The organism is Chryseobacterium salipaludis (genome assembly GCF_022968825.1).
In the GTDB taxonomy this organism is placed as follows: Bacteria; Bacteroidota; Bacteroidia; order Flavobacteriales; family Weeksellaceae; genus Kaistella; species Kaistella salipaludis.
Genome location: NZ_JALHKS010000004.1, coordinates 101,866 through 119,864, shown reverse-complemented (window position 1 = coordinate 119,864; position 17,999 = coordinate 101,866). Strand labels below are relative to the sequence as shown.

The 17,999-nt window shown below is 44.2% G+C and carries 16 protein-coding genes and 3 pseudogenes; 10 read left to right on the top strand and 9 right to left on the bottom strand.

All coding sequences use genetic code 11. The annotated features are described in order from the left end of the window. Positions 1 to 70: 70 nt before the first annotated feature. The 9 genes and pseudogenes from MVI27_RS08310 (at position 71) to MVI27_RS08275 (ending at position 8,828) form a co-directional block, all read left to right on the top strand. The gene (locus MVI27_RS08310) at positions 71 to 460 is read left to right on the top strand and encodes a c-type cytochrome (protein ID WP_246960676.1); all 390 of its coding nucleotides are present in this window, start codon (positions 71 to 73) and stop codon (positions 458 to 460) included. 133 nt (positions 461 to 593) lie between these two features. Further along, positions 594 to 2,495, top strand: coding sequence for a molecular chaperone DnaK (gene dnaK / locus MVI27_RS08305; protein WP_246960674.1), 1,902 nt, complete (start codon positions 594 to 596; stop codon positions 2,493 to 2,495). Positions 2,496 to 2,670: 175 nt separating this feature from the next. Then, a complete protein-coding gene (locus MVI27_RS08300) occupies positions 2,671 to 2,952 on the top strand; it encodes a virulence RhuM family protein (RefSeq protein ID WP_246960672.1) in 282 nt (93 codons plus the stop codon). Between the two features lie 12 nt (positions 2,953 to 2,964). Continuing rightward, positions 2,965 to 3,051, top strand: coding sequence for a virulence RhuM family protein (locus MVI27_RS11860; RefSeq protein ID WP_266213266.1), 87 nt, complete (start codon positions 2,965 to 2,967; stop codon positions 3,049 to 3,051). A 342-nt stretch (positions 3,052 to 3,393) separates the two neighbouring features. Then, positions 3,394 to 3,645 (top strand): annotated as a pseudogene (locus MVI27_RS08295) (Fic family protein); the annotation flags it as partial. Positions 3,646 to 3,869: 224 nt separating this feature from the next. Then, the gene (locus tag MVI27_RS08290; protein WP_246960668.1) at positions 3,870 to 4,883 is read left to right on the top strand and encodes a nucleoid-associated protein; all 1,014 of its coding nucleotides are present in this window, start codon (positions 3,870 to 3,872) and stop codon (positions 4,881 to 4,883) included. A gap of 85 nt (positions 4,884 to 4,968) precedes the next feature. Next, on the top strand, positions 4,969 to 7,215 hold the full coding sequence (locus MVI27_RS08285) for an ATP-binding protein (RefSeq protein WP_246960666.1): 2,247 nt from the start codon (positions 4,969 to 4,971) through the stop codon (positions 7,213 to 7,215). Between the two features lie 2 nt (positions 7,216 to 7,217). After that, the gene (locus MVI27_RS08280) at positions 7,218 to 7,787 is read left to right on the top strand and encodes a biliverdin-producing heme oxygenase (protein ID WP_246960664.1); all 570 of its coding nucleotides are present in this window, start codon (positions 7,218 to 7,220) and stop codon (positions 7,785 to 7,787) included. A 114-nt stretch (positions 7,788 to 7,901) separates the two neighbouring features. Further along, the gene (locus MVI27_RS08275) at positions 7,902 to 8,828 is read left to right on the top strand and encodes a malate dehydrogenase (protein ID WP_246960662.1); all 927 of its coding nucleotides are present in this window, start codon (positions 7,902 to 7,904) and stop codon (positions 8,826 to 8,828) included. Positions 8,829 to 8,897: 69 nt separating this feature from the next. Here the strand turns inward: MVI27_RS08275 and MVI27_RS08270 are convergent, their stop codons facing one another. The 3 genes and pseudogenes from MVI27_RS08270 to MVI27_RS08260 all read right to left on the bottom strand — a co-directional run. Continuing rightward, entirely contained in the window at positions 8,898 to 9,440 is a 543-nt protein-coding gene (locus tag MVI27_RS08270) for a hypothetical protein (protein WP_246960660.1), read from the bottom strand. Between the two features lie 172 nt (positions 9,441 to 9,612). Next, positions 9,613 to 9,885, bottom strand: coding sequence for a hypothetical protein (locus tag MVI27_RS08265; protein ID WP_246960658.1), 273 nt, complete (start codon positions 9,883 to 9,885; stop codon positions 9,613 to 9,615). A gap of 139 nt (positions 9,886 to 10,024) precedes the next feature. Then, positions 10,025 to 10,231, bottom strand: a pseudogene (locus MVI27_RS08260) (YetF domain-containing protein); the annotation flags it as partial. Between the two features lie 160 nt (positions 10,232 to 10,391). Here MVI27_RS08260 and MVI27_RS08255 point away from each other — a divergent pair. After that, positions 10,392 to 11,464 (top strand): annotated as a pseudogene (locus tag MVI27_RS08255) (DUF2891 domain-containing protein). Between the two features lie 81 nt (positions 11,465 to 11,545). Here the strand turns inward: MVI27_RS08255 and MVI27_RS08245 are convergent. The 6 genes from MVI27_RS08245 to MVI27_RS08220 form a co-directional block, all read right to left on the bottom strand. After that, entirely contained in the window at positions 11,546 to 12,259 is a 714-nt protein-coding gene (locus MVI27_RS08245) for a hypothetical protein (protein WP_246960647.1), read from the bottom strand. 39 nt (positions 12,260 to 12,298) lie between these two features. Beyond that, positions 12,299 to 13,120 carry a hypothetical protein gene (locus tag MVI27_RS08240; protein ID WP_246960644.1) on the bottom strand — a complete coding sequence of 274 codons (822 nt, stop codon included), beginning with the start codon at positions 13,118 to 13,120 and terminating at the stop codon, positions 12,299 to 12,301. A gap of 22 nt (positions 13,121 to 13,142) precedes the next feature. Continuing rightward, entirely contained in the window at positions 13,143 to 14,171 is a 1,029-nt protein-coding gene (locus MVI27_RS08235) for a hypothetical protein (protein ID WP_246960640.1), read from the bottom strand. Between the two features lie 69 nt (positions 14,172 to 14,240). After that, on the bottom strand, positions 14,241 to 14,939 hold the full coding sequence (locus MVI27_RS08230; RefSeq protein ID WP_246960637.1) for a Dph6-related ATP pyrophosphatase: 699 nt from the start codon (positions 14,937 to 14,939) through the stop codon (positions 14,241 to 14,243). 367 nt (positions 14,940 to 15,306) lie between these two features. Next, positions 15,307 to 16,761: a sigma 54-interacting transcriptional regulator gene (locus MVI27_RS08225; protein ID WP_246960634.1), complete on the bottom strand. Its 1,455-nt coding sequence runs from the start codon at positions 16,759 to 16,761 to the stop codon at positions 15,307 to 15,309. A 38-nt stretch (positions 16,762 to 16,799) separates the two neighbouring features. Then, the gene (locus MVI27_RS08220; RefSeq protein ID WP_246960631.1) at positions 16,800 to 17,942 is read right to left on the bottom strand and encodes a vWA domain-containing protein; all 1,143 of its coding nucleotides are present in this window, start codon (positions 17,940 to 17,942) and stop codon (positions 16,800 to 16,802) included. Between the last annotated feature and the right edge of the window lie 57 nt (positions 17,943 to 17,999).

Sequence of the window (17,999 nt, the reverse complement as noted above, 5' to 3'; positions counted from 1 at the left end):
ATGACAATTGTCGCCTGTTTATTTATATTTATGTAATTTAAAGTTAGTAAATTTGTTAAAATTAGAAAAAATGAATAAGTATTTAGCAATTATTGGAGTTTTCGCCCTGGTTTCATGTTCAGATAAAGCTGATGATCCTAATAAGGAAAGCAACGTGATGCTGCCGGAGCCAACAGCCATTGGTGCAGATGATCCTGCCGCTGCCGGTAAACACGAAGGTTTAGCCCTTATAGAAGGGGCAGACTGCCTTACTTGCCACAAAGTTGATGCCAGAGTAGTGGGCCCTTCATACCAGGAAGTAGCGGAAAAATATACAGACGCAGACCTTGATTATCTAGCTAAAAAAATTATAGAAGGCGGAAGTGGAGTCTGGGGTGAAATTCCAATGACGCCGCACGCCGGAATGAGTGAGAAAAATGCCAAACTTATGGCTGAATATATTCTTACCCTGAAAAAATAACCACTCCCAAGCGCCACCAACAGGCGCTTTTTTAATTTCTACTATTGCTATTATGTCATTTTGTCATTATTTTTTCCTTGGTATAGTACTTGAGTAATTGAGAGCATATTAGTAATAATTAAAAATAAAAAATATGAGCAAAATAATCGGTATTGACCTGGGAACTACGAATTCCTGCGTCGCAGTAATGGAAGGGAAGGACCCGGTGGTTATTCCAAACGCAGAAGGAAAAAGAACAACTCCTTCTATTGTAGCTTTCACCGAAGATGGTGAAAGAAAAGTAGGTGATCCTGCGAAAAGACAGGCGGTAACCAACCCGACCAAAACCATATATTCAATCAAGCGTTTCATCGGTACACACTTTAAAGATGATACCAATGAAATCGGCCGCGTAGCCTATAAAGTCGTTAAAGGACCAAACGATACAGTTAAAGTTAAAATTGACGATCGCGAATACACGCCTCAGGAAATCTCTGCGATGATACTTCAGAAGATGAAGAAAACTGCGGAAGATTATCTGGGTCAGGAAGTAACCAGAGCGGTAATTACAGTTCCGGCTTATTTTAACGATGCACAGAGACAGGCAACAAAAGAAGCAGGTGAAATTGCCGGCCTTAAAGTTGAAAGGATTATCAACGAACCAACCGCAGCCGCGCTTGCGTATGGTCTTGATAAAAATCATAAGGATCAGAAGATCGCTGTATATGACCTTGGGGGTGGTACTTTCGATATCTCTATTCTTGATTTAGGTGATGGCGTATTTGAAGTATTGGCAACCAATGGTGATACGCACCTGGGTGGTGATGACTTTGATGATGTGATCATCAACTGGCTGGCAGACGAATTTAAATCTGAAGAAGGTGTTGACCTGAAAACAGATCCAATTGCGCTGCAGCGATTGAAGGAAGCTGCGGAAAAAGCGAAAATTGAGCTTTCCTCTTCTGCGCAAACGGAAATCAACCTGCCTTATATTACAGCTACAGCAACAGGCCCTAAACACCTGGTGAAAACATTGACCAAAGCTAAATTTGAGCAGCTGGCTTCCGACTTGGTAAAACGTTCCATGGAGCCTTGCAAAAAAGCATTATCTGATGCAGGTTTGCAGCCTTCTGATATTGATGAAGTAATCCTGGTGGGTGGTTCTACCCGTATTCCGGTGATTCAGGAAGAGGTGGAAAAATTCTTCGGTAAAAAGCCTTCCAAAGGAGTAAACCCGGATGAAGTTGTAGCCGTAGGTGCTGCCATTCAGGGGGGGGTACTGACAGGTGATGTCAAAGATGTATTGCTGCTGGATGTTACACCACTTTCTTTAGGTATTGAAACCATGGGTTCTGTCTTCACCAAACTGATTGAAGCAAACACAACGATTCCAACCAAGAAATCTGAAGTATTCTCTACAGCCTCAGACAACCAGCCGGCGGTAAGCATCCGCGTGGGGCAAGGGGAGCGACCAATGTTTAATGACAATAAGGAAATCGGACGATTTGATCTGACCGATATTCCACCGGCACCAAGAGGCGTTCCTCAGATTGAAGTTACCTTTGATATTGACGCCAATGGTATTCTGAGCGTATCCGCAAAAGATAAAGGAACCGGCAAAGAGCAGTCTATTAAAATTCAGGCGAGCTCCGGCCTTTCCGAAGATGAGATCGAAAGAATGAAGCGCGAAGCTGAAGAAAATGCTTCTTCTGATGCTAAGAAGAAAGAAGAAGTAGAAATATTCAACAAAGCGGACGGCTTAATCTTCCAGACAGAGAAGCAACTGAAGGAGTTCGGTGACAAGCTTTCTGCTGACAAAAAATCAGCCATCGAATCTGCGGTAGCCGATTTGAAAACAGCTTTCGAAGCGAAAAACATGGACGACGTGAAAACCAAAACTGAAGCGCTGGATGCAGCGTGGATGGCAGCTTCCGAGGAAATGTATGCAGCCGGCCAGCAAGGCCAGGCAGGTCCGGATATGGGCCAGCAAAACACCGGTAATAATGACGGCGGCGCTGACGATGTTCAGGACGCTGACTTCGAAGAAGTGAAGTAATTATTCCGAAATAACAGATAGAATTCCCTGAGCGTTTGCTTGGGGAATTTTTTGTTTATAGGCCAGATTTCCAATGATAAAGTCTTTTTTTTTGATTTATAAAAATCACATTTTATTTCATTGGTGGTTTCGCATTCCCGAAAGGATTGTTGAAATTTACATCACAAAATACATTATGATGAACACAGCTAATCAAATAGAAATTTATCAGGCCGATGATAGCTCCACTGAAATTAAAGTACAGTTTGAACAGGATACGGTTTGGCTTACACAGGCTCAGATGGCGGAACTCTTCGAGACGACGTCCCAGAACATAACGATGCACTTAAAATCTATTGATGAAGAAGAAGAACTTGTGGAGCATGCAACTTGTAAGGATTTCTTACAAGTTCGAAAAGAAGGGATAAGAACAGTAAAAAGAAAACAGCTGCACTATAGTTTAGATGCAATTATTTAAGTAGGATACCGTGTGAAATCTAGCAGAGCAACCCAATTTCGCATCTGGGCAAATAAAATCCTGAAGGGATATCTTGTAAATGGATACGCTGTTAATTAAAAAAGATCAGCACAGAAAAAGCAGGAAGTTCGGTACCTGACAAACGGGATCCAGATTCTGAGCCGGGCGATTGAAGAAAAAGCCGCTGAAAATGAATGGCTCTCGACTTTTTCCAAAGGTTTACAATTGCTGGATGATTATGATCACGAACTATTAGACACCACAGGATTAACGAAAAAGCAAGCCATTTATCCATCCAGAGAAGATTATCAGGAAATAATTGATGAAATGGTTATAGATTTTGATTCACAAGTATTCGGAAAACAAAAGGATCAAAATTTCCAGAGCTCGCTTGCTCAAATAGAGAAAGGATTCGGGTAAGAAGATTTTTATCCAACCTTAGAAGAGAAGGCCACCATGCTTTTATATCTCGTAGTGAAAAATCATTCCTTCGTGGATGGTAATAAAAGAAAAGCCGCAGCGTGTTTTCTGAAATTCCTGCAAGTCAATCAAATGCTTTTTAACAAAAAAAATGAACTGCTCATTGAAAATGGGACACTGGCAAGCTTGACCTTGCTTTTTGCTTCGAGTAAACCGGAAGAAATGGATACGGTGAAACGGTTGGTGATCAGTATCTTGAACAGAAATAAATAGACAGTCAAGACCGGAAAAGTACCGCAACGCCTGATGTTTATATTAATTTTTTAATATAAATGATCACATCATACTTGCAAAATGGCCCAAAATTGATGAAACTAATAATTCTTAAACGTATGCTCAAAGTCCCATGATAGAGCCAGACAACTATGGTTTTAAGTGGAAAATCCCATCCGCACCCTGCTACAAAATCGCTACCTTCGCACCTCTAAATTTTCTCTATGCTTACCAGATTAATTATTCATAAAGTCGGCAACAAAATAAATCAGGAATCGCTCATCCTTTCGCAGGCAGAATATCCGCTCAACGAGGAAATGACCGAAATGCTCGAAGATTTTTTCCTGAAAGGTTTTAAGTCCGAAGAACAGTTTCAGTTTTACAGTGATACGTATCTCGTAAACAATCCGGTTTATAGTTCGGTTTCTGAAATTTTTGAAGATCCTGCTACGTTTGTTTATGAGTCAGAAAATATCGCGACCCATCTGTACGATATAACTGAAAATCCGCGCGTGCAGGCGGGCGAATTGTTCGTTGCGTACTTTACGGGTGAAGAAACCGATGGTGTCCGGATTGACAGTATCGGCATTTTTAAAACAGAAAATAAAAGCCCTTTCCTGAAAATATTCCCGGAAGGTGAATCTTTTGATATTGAAAAGGATTATGGAATTGGTCTGAATAAACTGGACAAAGGCTGTATAATCTACAACAGTTTCAAGGAAAGCGGATTTGCCGTTTCCGTAATCGATAACAACAAAAACGGCGATGCCTATTATTGGTTTGAGGATTTCCTGAAAGTAAAACAGCGCGATAACGAGTACTTCCACACTCAGGAAACACTTTCTGTCTATAAGGAATATATTACCAAACAGCTACCGCAGGAATTTGAGGTAACAAAAGCTGATCAGGCAGATTTTCTGAATAAATCCATCAACTTCTTCAAGGAAAAAGAGCAGTTTGATTATGACAGTTTTACCAAAGAAGTGCTGCAGGATGAAGAGGTGATCGAAAGCTTTGGCAATTTTAAATCCGATTATGAACAGGATATGCAGGTTTCCATTTCCGAAGATTTTGCCATTTCCGAAGCTGCCGTTAAGAAACAAAGCCGCGGTTTCAAGAGCGTTATTAAGCTGGATAAAAACTTTCATATCTACGTCCACGGTGACCGCAAAATGCTCGAGCAGGGCGCCGACGAGAAAGGCAAATATTACAGGTTATACTTTGATGAAGAAAATTAACCGTATTTTAAAATTATATTAAAATATTTAATTTCTTTTTGATTATGTTAATTAAAAAACTACCTTTGAGTTAATAAGTCTTTTTATGAAGGAATATATAGAGTGTCACGAAGAAGAAATTCATATTCCCGGACACATCCAGGATTATGGATACTTAATCGGACTGAATGAGCGCACCAAAACCATCCGCTTTTACAGCCAGAATGTTCCCGAATTATTTCAGGTGCAACAGCCTCTTTTGGGTAAATCCGTGGCAGAGCTTCCGGGCCTGTTCAATCGTCTTCTTCACAGCGAACTGTATAGTAACCTTGATAATTTCGTTGAAAAAGAAAGCGAATATTTTGTTGATAAAATTCGCCTCAGTGGCAACTTGTATCATTTTCTGCTTTATCGCTATGATGGCCACATCTTTCTGGAGTTTGAGAAGATGGTGAAATCCAATTCTCAGAAAGTATATATTTCAAATAAATACGCCACACCCAATACGTTGCAAACGACCGCCGAAATCTGGGATAACCTGGTCTCTTCTATTTCCAATATGATCGGATATGACCGCGTGATGGTCTACCGTTTCCTGGATGATGGGACCGGTAAAGTCATTGCAGAATCTAACCATTCCGGCCTCGAAAACTTTTTGGGACTGCACTATCCCGAGAGCGATATTCCGCGTCAGGCCAGAGCCCTGTATCTAAAAAAAAGAGAACGTATATTCAGCAATGCACACGCCGAACCGGTACCGATTCTCAGTCAGACAGCGGATGCCATTGACCTTACCTACAGCTCCGTGCGCGCCATGTCGCCGGTTCATGCGCAGTACATCAGAAACTCGGGTGCTTCTTCCAGTTTCAGCACCTCTATTATCGTGGAGAACCGCCTGTGGGGCCTGCTTACCTGCCAGAACGCTGAACCAAAACATATTGATTTGGCCAACCGGATCCGTGCGGAAGTGTTTACTACTTTGGCGGCGAACGCTTATATGTCTTTAAAGGCACAGCAAAAGCTGGATGATTTAACCGAGTTTAACGAAAAAACACGATACCTTCGGAATCGCTTCCAAGAGCAAAGTACGCTGACCGATGCACTTTTCAATAATATTTCTGTGCTGAAAAGTATTGTGGACTGCGACGGCATGGCCATCATCGTTCAGGATAAAATTAAAACGGTGGGCGCTGTACCCAATGCTGATTCTCTGCGGCAGATTGCCGCCTGGCATCAGGGAAATCAGGAGAAAATTTATTACAGTGACTCGTTTCTGCGCGATCATGGCGAACAATTTAACCTCGACACCAGCGGCGCCGGTGTTTTCATTGCTGACCTCGAGGGTACGAAGCAGCAGATTCTGATGTGGTTCCGCCGCGAATACCGTGATTATATTAAATGGGCCGGTTATGCCAAAAAAACACCCGGAAATATTAATCATTACGGCGTCGAAAAAATGATGGTTTCGCCGCGAAAGTCATTTGCTATCTACCTGGAAGATATCCAGGGAAAATCCCGCCATTGGCAAAATAAAAATATCATCGCCGTAGAGAAACTGATTCCACTGATTCTGGAAACTTCTGTTTCGCACAGCAAGAAAATCCTGCATCTGAATGAAGAGTTAAAATCACTTAACGAAGAACTGGACAGTTTCTCCTATACCATTTCTCACGATTTGGGAACGCCGCTGACGGTGATGAAACTAAATGCACAACTGCTTCAAAATTCACAGCGCAGCAATCCGGAAGTGCAACGGAAGTTGCAGAGCATCCTCCATGAAATCGAAGGAATGGAACAAATGATGCGCAATGTGCTGCAGCTCAGCCGTGCAAAATCATCGGAATTGAAAACAGAAGTAATTTCCACACGGCCTTTAATTGAAAAAGTGGTAGCCGATGTGCGCCTGACTTTCGGCAGCGATCACACGATTATTCATATCGACAATTGCCCGGATGTGCTGGCTGACCATACCATGCTGACGCAGATTTTCCAAAACGTTATTGGCAATGCTGTTAAATACAGCTCCAAAGCAGATATTCCGACCATCTACATCAGCGGCCAGCAGGATGGCGACCGGATTTTGTACCGAATTCGCGACAATGGCATTGGAATTCCTCCACATGAATACGCGAACCTGTTCAAAATCTTCACCCGTCTGGATAATGCGCGCGGTTTCCAGGGGAACGGTGTCGGGCTGTCTATTGTACACCGCCTGATGGAAAGGCTCGGAGGTTCCATTATCTGCAATGCCGAAGTGGAACAGGGTACGGAATTTGTGCTGGCTTTCCCATCTCCGGATAAAGCAGTGTTACCTGTTCCTGCTACCCAGTCCGCAGATGCTGATACCGAATAAATATGCAAACACAAATGCAGGCACTTTCTACCTTTCTGAAAGAAAAAACACAAGATTCACACGATGCTGCCGAACAGCTGATGCAGGCAGAGAAAATTTTCAAAGGAACTTTTACCTTCACTGATTATCTGGCGATGCTTCAGATTAATGCGAAACTGCTTCAACAATTTGAACCCGCAGTCATGGCCGCGATTCCCGACGAATTATCAAAGGAATTGCACCTATCCGCAAGAGAGAAACTGCCGCTGCTGCGCCAGGATTTTGCAGAGCTCGATCTTCCTTTTCCGGGTCCGGTCCTCAATGCGGGCATTCCGGATGTGCACGAAGCGCTGGGAATACTCTACGTGATGGAAGGCGCGACACTGGGCGGGCAGGTTATTGCTAAACATTTGTCAAAGCTCCCTGAGTTTGCGGATCATCATTTTTATTTCCTTAAAAGTTACGGGAAGGATACCGGCCCCATGTGGCTTCAGTTTAAAAAAGTGCTGGACGAAAAAGTGCAGCCTGCTGATTTCGATAAGGTAATCGCCGGTGCGGAAAAAGCCTATTCTTTTATGCTTTTGCATTCTTAAAGCCGTCCTTTTTCAGCGTAAAACTATTGCTGCCGGTATGTTGCTCCTGCAGCCGATATTTTGTAAATTTACAGCGCATACGCAGAAAATATTTTTTAATAAAAATTACTTTATATGAAAGTTACGGTAGTAGGAGCGGGCGCAGTAGGTGCCAGCTGTGCTGAATACATCGCGATGAAAAACTTCGCGTCAGAAGTGGTGTTGGTAGACATCAAGGAAGGTTTTGCCGAAGGGAAAGCCATGGACCTGATGCAAACTGCTTCGCTGAACGGTTTTGATACCCGCATTTCCGGAACCACCGGTGATTACACCAAAACAGCCGGGTCACAGGTTGCGGTAATTACCTCCGGAATCCCAAGAAAGCCGGGCATGACCCGCGAAGAACTCATCGGCATCAACGCCGGGATCGTGAAAGAAGTAACTGAAAATCTGGTAAAGCACTCACCGGACGTCATTATCATCGTAGTTTCTAATCCAATGGATACGATGACGTATCTGGTGCACAAAACATCAGGTCTGCCAAAAGAAAGAATAATCGGTATGGGCGGCGCGCTGGATTCGGCTCGTTTCAAATATCGTTTGGCCGAAGCGTTGGAATGTCCGATTTCAGATGTGGATGGTATGGTGATCGCGGCACACAGCGATACCGGAATGGTTCCCTTACTCAGCAAAGCAACGCGCAACGGCGTTCCTGTAACTGAATTTTTATCTGAAGACAAGCAAAACTACGTGACTGAAGAAACAAAAGTTGGCGGTGCTACCTTAACCAAGCTGTTGGGAACTTCTGCCTGGTATGCACCGGGTGCTGCGGTATCCGTTTTGGTGCAGTCCATCGTATGTGACCAGAAAAAAATGATTCCTTGTTCGCTGATGCTCGACGGCGAATACGGCGAGTCTGATATCTGCCTGGGCGTTCCGGCGATCATCGGCGCGAAAGGTGTAGAAAAGATTGTGGAAATCGAACTGACAGACAAGGAGAAAGAAAAATTTGCAACCGCTGCCAAAGCAGTTCGCGAAGTAAACGGTGATTTGAAATTTTAATTTCACCTTTTTTCAATAACAAATCCGGCTTGTGCACACAAGCCGGATTTTTTATGAATACCAATTTTCTTAATGCTGAGCCGAAATTTCATCAAACTCGCGTTGTAATGCGGAAACAAGCTTTTTTCGGGCTTGATAGGTCATATATTCCAGCGGATGATTATGAACCCGCACGTGTGCAAAAACCCCTGAGGCAGCAAAGTAAAATTCCACCACAGATACAATGCCAAAGACACCCGGCTTTTCATAGCGGATCACCGGCCCAAAGCCCTGAAAAGATTGCCTGCGCAAACCGGCTTTGTAAGCTGCCTGTTCAATCATTCTTTTCGATCCGGATTCCGCAGTATAAGATCCTATCTTATAAATTTGCGTCAGCACCGGAATATAAGCGAATCCGCGTGCGCCTGTGACGATCAGATAAATAGCCACCGTTGCGCTAAATACAAACAGCCCGAGGCCCATTCCGTAGGTAAAGTTATTGATGAAAATAATTTCGTAGAGAATCAGGTTGCCTATCAAAAGAAATAATGCAGCCGTCCCATAGGCCAGGAATTTATTTTTGGCGTAATCACGCTCAATTCGTGCCTCAAATTCTTGCAGGCTTATCACCATTACTTTTGATTATCTAAACGCCAAGGTACGTATAAATGATAAAGATTGTCAGTTTATTTTCTTAGTTCCAAAATCTGAATATGATTGGTGCCGTCGGTGGATTTCCATTTCGGGTGGTTACGTTTATTTTCAATAATAATCCACGTTTTGGAAAATACAGAATCATCGCCCGTTATCGAAACATATTTACCATCGTTCCATGTCCATTTAAAGGTACGTGCTCCGCTCTGGTGATGTCCAGTACGGTATAATCCAGATCTTTTTCGCCGGTGCCGTTGTTTTTAAATTTCATGGTTCCAATGTTTTGCAGAGGCACACCCGGCTGTCCGGGTGTCACCGTCTCGTAGAGCTGAACAGTCCAGGTGCCGGTAAGCCGCTGCGCGCAGGAGGTGACTAAGGTAGAAACAAGGGCAACAGCCGTTATTTTAAGAGTAGTGAATTTCATTAAGTCCTGTTATTTAGGTAATATTAAGAAGTTTTACGGTAGTTAATATGCAAGAAGCAAACCTTTGCAAATAAAAGTAAAATAAATAGTATTAAAATATTCCAATCAGCCGAAAGTGGTATTTTATCGTAAAGTAAAATTACTTTTTAACCTCTTTTAAAATCACACTGATCTCACCGCTGCGTTCCAGCGTGGCCGTTTTTACTTTACTGATGTCTTCCGTTTGGGCGTTCTGCCTTAAAGACTGCATCACTTCCTGACAGCTCAGGCTGCTCTTCTTCATGGCTTCGCGCAGCAGTTCGCCGTCCTTCAGCAGAACGCGTTCGTGGCCTTTAATCCGGTCTCCAACACGATCGGAGTAGGCTGCAACAAAGGAAAAAGCCGGTGCAGCAAAATAAAAATGAAAGTAGCGCCCAGGATTTCGAGAAAGTAATGGGTATTAGTTGACAACTTTCCGATATTAAATTGTTCTTCATTCCTAATACTAGTTTACGTACTTTTAAAAAATGAAAAAACTTTGTCTGGCCGTCCTTATTTTGCCATCCTTTGTCCTGGCTCAAAATTCCCTAGCATTTACTGATAACATGGCAGCCCAGTTGGCTGAAAAACCGCTTCACTGCATTAACGAGGAGTATCCTAATAAAACGGCGCACACCATTAATAAGGCCGGCGAAGTTACGCTAAGCCCGAAAGATTTGCATCCTTCTTTTTATGGCTGTTTCGACTGGCATAGTTCTGTACACGGTCACTGGATGCTCGTGCGCCTGCTGAAGACCAAACCCCATCTGTCTTCCGCGAAAGAGATTGAGGCATTATTGGAGAATTCCTTTGCCAAAGAAAAACTGCAGGCCGAAGCTGATTACTTCACAAAATATCAGCTCACCGGCACCTTCGAGCGCACCTACGGCTGGGCCTGGATTATGAAACTGGATGAAGAGCTAATCACCTGGGACGACCCGCGTTCGAGATGCTGGCACCAACATCTGAAACCGCTTACCGACAAAATCCTGACAAAATGGAAAGATTATTTGCCGAAGCAAACCTATCCAAACCGAACCGGAGTTCACGGGAATACTGCCTTCGCATTGGTTTTTGCACTTGATTGGGCGCGGGCTGCCGGCGATGCTTCTTTTGAAAAGCAACTGACCGAAAAGGCGAAAACCTTTTATCTTGACAATACCAAAACACCTGCTTACCTGGAACCGGATGGTGCAGATTTCTTTTCACCCAGCCTGGAAATTGCAGACCTGATGCGTCGTGTGTTGCCTCAGCGGGAATTTGTAAAATGGCTGAATAAATTTTATGAACGCCGCAGTATTCATCGAATTGAGCAAATGCCGGTTGTCAGTGATCTGAACGATTCCAGACGGTGCATCTGGTCGGGCTGTCTTTTTCGCGCGCCTGGACGATGAAAGGAATTGCCAAATCACTGCCGCACAATCACCGGCTGAAAAAACAGTTTGAAACAACAGCAGACCGCTTTCTGCAAAACGCACTGCCGCTTTTGTTTAAAGGAAATTATGGCGGCGACCATTGGCTGGCCAGCTTTGCTGTGTACGCGCTGGAGGAACCGAAGTAGCAATTTATAAGCTTTCCGGGTTTATTGATACATTACCGGAAAGGTGCTTTTCAACTAAAAAGGTGATTAAAACAATATAGCTTATTCACTGCTCTTTAAAAGTTCCTTCATCTCTTTAACCAGATTGGTGAGGTACTGAAAGGTGCGCAGGTTATCCAGGAAAATATTTTCATTCAGGGTAATGTATCTCAGCTTTTTACCGGACCGTACGCGAAGCAGCGGTTCCAGCGAGGGATATGTAAAAAAGAGAATACCGTGCGTGTAGCGGTCGCGGTCCGTAATGTAGTTTTGGTACACCTTGGTGAAATTACTTCTGTGCTCCGGCATTTGCAGGCCGGCAAGGTCATGAAAGCGTTCATCGGTTTTCACAATGCAGCTCAGAATATTCCGCAGGTTGGCAAAAGTAAGCTGCAGTGTTCCTTCCTTCATTTTGTTGGGGTTTAATTTGCGGCAGTCTGCATTTCGGTCCGCTACTTCGCAGGGATCGTGCTGCTGAAAATACCGGTGAATAAATCTGCCCAAATGGTCCCGGTTCAGCTCCGCTAGCCGCACCATTTTGCCCACGCTGTAAGTCATCTGATTGAATGCCTGATAGCAGTGGTGTGCGGTTTCCTCATCAAAACCTGTAATCTGTGAAGCATCTGCATTTTCTCCCGTCAGCAAAAACGGCGAGATAAGCAAATCAATCAGCGCGTCATCTTCGGTCTGTCTGGCTTCCAGATACGGCGCTTCTATTTCGGTAAATTGTTCTTTGGTACTTAGCTTAAGGGGTCGCTGGATTTCCTCATGTTTCATAAAGCGACTCTATGCGAAATCCGAGCCGTGTCGTCAGTTTTAATTAATAATCACCTGCCCGTTACTGTCATAATTAAAGGTCCAGCTTTGCGTTTTGCTGCTTTGCAATTCATTAAACCAAAATTCTTCTTCTGAATAGTTTCGGTAATTGTTGGCCGAAAGTGAACGGTACATCAGGTCTTCCAGTAGAAATAATGATTTGCATACATTCTTTGCGGTATCATAATTTCCAAAAGTGCGCACGATCCGTATTCCCGCCGGCTTGCTATTGTGGAGCTGCACGTTCTCGGTTTTGATCAGGTTATTTCCGTCGTCATAAGTGAATTTCTCCAGCCATGTTTCGATATAATCATCCGGGTCATTGGGGTCATAAGGCATATTGGGATAAGTCGTCTTTATTTCGATCAATCTATCACCATCGTACACAAAAGTTTGCTTTGCAACGAGATAAGAATTGGTATGCGGAATTTCCTTTTCGACGATGCGATTGTTTTGATCGAGCAGGTACATCCGTTTTTCGGGTTGAACTGTAAAATCAGCAGAAGAACTTTTATTTTCTGCAGTAATCTGAATGCCGTTGTAACTAAAGGAGGTATATATTTTATCTGAAAAGTACCTGAGACCGCCGGTTGAACCAGAGGCCGGAAGAAATCCTCCCGCTTTGCGTGTTAACTGTTGCTTCGAATTATATTCAAACTTAAAAAACAGTGCAGAATTATCATAGGGCACCGCACCCGGATAAAACACATCAGCTTTCATCTGTGAAAGGGTTTGTTCATCAGTAACAACGGGATCATCTTCGGCGCGGCAGGAAAGTACAAGCATAAAAGTGGACAGAAGCAGAAGGTAAAAATTTTTCATAAAATAATATTAGGTATTTATATTAATGTCGGTTATCACAATTAGTGCTGATGTCACTTTTCTTTTTAGTTAAAAAAATAATCGGTTCACAACCGAAGCTGTAATCCTGCAGTCCGAAGATGACCTCGGGCTGATTCGGAAAAAGCTTTCCCGTAAATTGATTTCGGGCGCCGTCGTAGTTTTGTTCGCCTTTTTTCATGCTGAGCGGTGCCATATAAATCCCGTCCTGCTGTTCGAAAAGTCTCTCGAAGACTACTTTTCCTTGTTTGTCAGAAACTATTAAAATACGAAAGTCGGCTTCCTGCGGGAATTCTTTATTTGCATAATCACGCAAAAAATATTCATGGGCCGAAGTACTGAATGTATAATTTTTATAGGTAGTGTGATTATTAACCTTTTCCTGATAAGGTTTACTGATCTGCGGAAACGCCTCATCGTTCAACGCTGTCCACTGGATCGCCTGTATCTGAGCCTTGTCAAATGGATTCTCATCCGCAATGGCGATGAAAGTATTATAATATTCTTTTACAGCGCTGAGTTTACGGTCGGGGATTTCGAAACCAATTTGGTAATCGTATTGGGATACATCCTCATACTCAGGTGAACTGTAAGCACTTAAGTAAGCAACGGTGGTCAGGTTTTCAACCGGAAAAGAGGTCGTAGTATTCGAGGTGTAATCATAAACGAAAAGCGTTTGATTTTCCGTAATGCCTACATTTTTTAATAATCTTTGGCGGTACGTGTTGTCCAGAACGATTCGTTGCGGTACGGGTGTTCCTTTGCTGTGATTCAGTTTGGGGATGGCAAGCGAGTCCGGATGTTCACTCAGGCGGTAAGAATCCGACAGCGAAATAAAGCCTACATTATAATTGTCATACCCATACATTTTATAGACAGCCGGTAGGGAGGTCTTGACTTGAGCGCTATCACTTGCTGTAGATACAGAATCAACAGTCGCTGTTTTTCCCTCTTTTACTTCCACTGAATTTTTGGAGCAGCTGGAAGTAATCAGAAACAAGCCGATCAACACAACTATATAAAGTCCTTTCATTAATTATCTTTAATTTAAAATTAAAAATATTAAAAGTTTCGAGATAAAGGTTATGATTTAATTAAAATATTATAAAAGCACGGCCTGCCAATATTCAAATTTTTTAGTTTCGCCCGTGTTCAGTTTAAATTCGTGTGTAATTAATTTTACTTCCTCTGTTTGAAAAGGAACTTCCTTACTGAACGGGCCACCGGCGAAAGCGAAAGTGTGATATTCTCCATTTTCACCGCAGCAATCTATATCTGAAGGAAAATCTGCTGTCAGTTCCCCGTCCAGGATCCGGCCGATATATTCACGCCCCAATATATCTGCCTGGGTGACCATAAGTGTTGCCTGAATATCTGACTGCAGGAACTGCTCCATTACCTCGGCTGACGTTTTACCCCACAGCGGTGCGTGCACAGCCAAACCCAAAGGCGCAAGTAAGTTTTCGCGGTATTGCCGGACTTCTTCCAGGAAAATATCACCGAAAATAAAATGAGTTACCTTCTCTTGTTTGAAATGGGTGGCTGCCTTGCGCATAGCTTCGTCGTACAGCAGTTCCTTAGATAAAAACAGCGGATAGAGCGGAATTCCAAGGGAAGCTGCCTGCTTTTCGAGCAGAGGCAATGGAATGTTATGAATGGAAGAAGTTTCTGTGCCGGCATCCAGCGTGGTGAGCAGTGCAATGACTTCGAAGGTATCATCCTGTACTATCTGATGCAGCGCCAACGCTGAGTCCTTGCCGCCGCTCCAGCTGAAGACGGCTTTTTGTTTTTCCTTTTTCATTTGATAATTTCCGGACGATTTAATGTATTGCAAAGATATCCCTGACAATCATAACTAAAAATATGCGCATTTATAGAAAAAGTGAAAGTTGGTTTGCCTCACATGACTTTTTCGACCGCTTTGTTATCCTCACATCTATTGTCTAAAAATCTAACATCTAACAATCTAATATCTAACTTTCCAATTTCCACCTCTCGCGTGAGGGATGTGAAGGGCGGCGCGGCAGCGCCGGTCATGTTTGAAAAACAGGACGGAACCCCGCAGCAGCCCGACCCTTTGCCGAAGCGCCGGGTCGGGAAGGGCCGGCATTGGGGCACGCCCAAATAATCATCGGCCAAGTATGGATTTTTATATGCAGTTACGGATGCTAATTGCGGAAGTAGGGACTGATTCCTGCCGCATCGAAGGTAAAATCCGACTGACTTTCTGAGCGGTCCAGCTTTTCGCTGATGGTCAGCGCCCAGAGAACAACTTCCTTCAGGAACAACTGGTCATCCGCAGGCAGTTCCGGTGCGTTTTGCTGAATAACGTTTTCCAACGGCTGCACGCGGTTCAGTTTGTCACGGAATTCCTGATCACTGTCGCTGTGGTTAAGTGTCAGTTGATGATCATTAAAATACTGGATCACATCGGTATAGGCGGTTTTCAATCCTTCCTTTTCCAGCTTGGAAATTCTGGGAAAATATGTCTCGAACAGTCGCATCACGGCGCGGTCAATCAGAATTCGGGCGACGTGGTCAGCGCCTTCCTGTTCGCCTTCGTACACCAGTTCCACTTTTCCGGTGATCGACGGAATCACCGACAGGAAATCCAGCAGCCTGATGGTGGTGGTTTCCTCGCCGCTTTCCAGAAGCCGCAGCCGGGCCGCTGCTACCAGGTTTTCCATACCGCTGATGGTGAGCCGCGCGCTCACGCCGCTTTTGGCATCCACATATTCGCTTTCGCGGGCTGCAAATGCAATTTCCTCCAGTAAATCACGGGCAGTATCGGGAATGGTGATCGCTGCACGGTCTTCGTCGGAAACGCGGGCTTCCTGCGCCGTAATGGCCTTGGCCAGGTCCACCGTTTTAGGATAGTGGGTGAAAATCTGGGAACCGATACGGTCTTTCAGCGGCGTGACGATGCTGCCGCGGTTGGTGTAATCTTCGGGGTTGGCCGTGAACACAAACTGAATATCGAGCGGCATCCGCAGCTGGAAGCCACGAATCTGGATATCGCCTTCCTGCAAAATATTGAACAGTGAAACCTGAATCCGCGCCTGCAGATCCGGGAGTTCGTTCAGCACAAAGATGCAGCGGTTGGCGCGGGGAATCATGCCGTAATGCAGCACGCGCTCATCGGAATACGGAAGCTTGAGTGTAGCAGCTTTGATGGGATCCAGATCGCCAATGAGGTCGGCTACGTTTACATCCGGTGTGGCGAGCTTTTCATAAAAACGGTCGTTGCGGTGTACCCACGAGATCGGAGTTTCGTCACCGTGTTCAGCTACCAGTTCACGCGCATATTGCGAAATAGGATGGTAAGGACTGTCGTTTATTTCAGAACCTTTCACAATCGGCATATACTCATCCAGCAAATTCACCATGCTGCGTGCAATGCGTGTTTTAGCCTGGCCGCGCAATCCCAGGAGATTAATGTGGTGGCCGGCCAGCAGCGCCTTTTTAAGTTGCGGGATCACGGTATCTTCATAGCCCCATAATCCTTCGAAGATGGGCTGTTTATTCTTGATTCGTTCTGTCAGGTTCTGTCGGATTTCCTCGCTGATGGTGCGGTCGCGGTAACCGGACTCTTTTAATTCTTTAAAGGTGATATCGTTTTTCATTGGTATTGTATAATGGTCTTTTTTACTAAAATTAAATTTTAAATGCGGCGGATGCGGTTTCGTTCGTAGTCCTCGAAAATCATCTCGCCGAGATCGCCCAGGCCGGTCAGGAAAGCTTTCCCCTGATTTTGCTGGGTAAATATTTCAACAAACTTCCGAAGGTACGGATCCTGTGCAATCATAAAGGTGGTTATCGGAATCTTGAGTTTGCGTGCCTGCGCCGCGCGTTGCAGACATTTGGTCACGATTCGCTCGTCCAGACCGACACTGTTCATGTAATATTCGCCGTTGGGCAATTTCAGGCAGCTGGGTTTTCCGTCGGTAATCATGAAAATCTGCTTGTTGGTATTTCGTTTCCGCCGCAGGATGTCCATGGCCAGTTCCAGACCGGCAACGGTGTTGGTGTGGAAAGGGCCGACTTTCAGGTAGGGCAAATCTTTAATTTTAATAGGCCAGGCCTCGTTTCCGAATACAATAATATCGATGGAATCTTTTGGATATTTTCTTTTGATGAGTTCCACGAGTGCCATGGCCACTTTCTTTGCCGGTGTGATCCGGTCTTCGCCATACAAAATCATCGAGTGGCTGATGTCAATCATCAGAACGGTGCTCATCTGCGCTTTGTGGCGCGTTTCTTCCACCACCAGATCGTCTTCCGTCATCCGGAAATCACCGATGCCGCTGGCTACCTGCGCATTTTTGAGACTTTCCGTCATGTTCACATCTGAATATTCATCGCCGTACTGGTATTGTCTGGTGGCACCATCGTGTTCGTCACCGGTACCGCTTTTGGTGGTGCGGTGATTCCCCAAACCGCTTTTCTTCAGTTTTCCAAAAATCTGATCGAGCGCATGCTCGCGCAGAGCGGCTTCCAGCTTGGCAGTCAGAATATTTTTTCCCTGACCGGGACCGGTATTGCCTTCGTCATTTTCAGAATCTCTTTTAATATAGCCTCGCTTGCGCAGGTCTTCTTCGAAATCCTCAAGCGTATAGTTTTCATTAAAGATATTGTATTCCTGATCCAACATGTTCAACCAGTCAAAAGCTTCTTCGACATCACCCGATGTGTGGGTCAGCAGTTCTTTAAAAATACCAAAAACGCGATCAAAATCTGAAATTTCTTCCGGGGTATATTGGCTGAAAGTGAGGCCCTTCAAACCGGACACATCTTTTTCTTTCATTGTTTAAATTTTAGGAAGACACAATTTACGGATTTGTAAATGCATTGAAAAATTAAA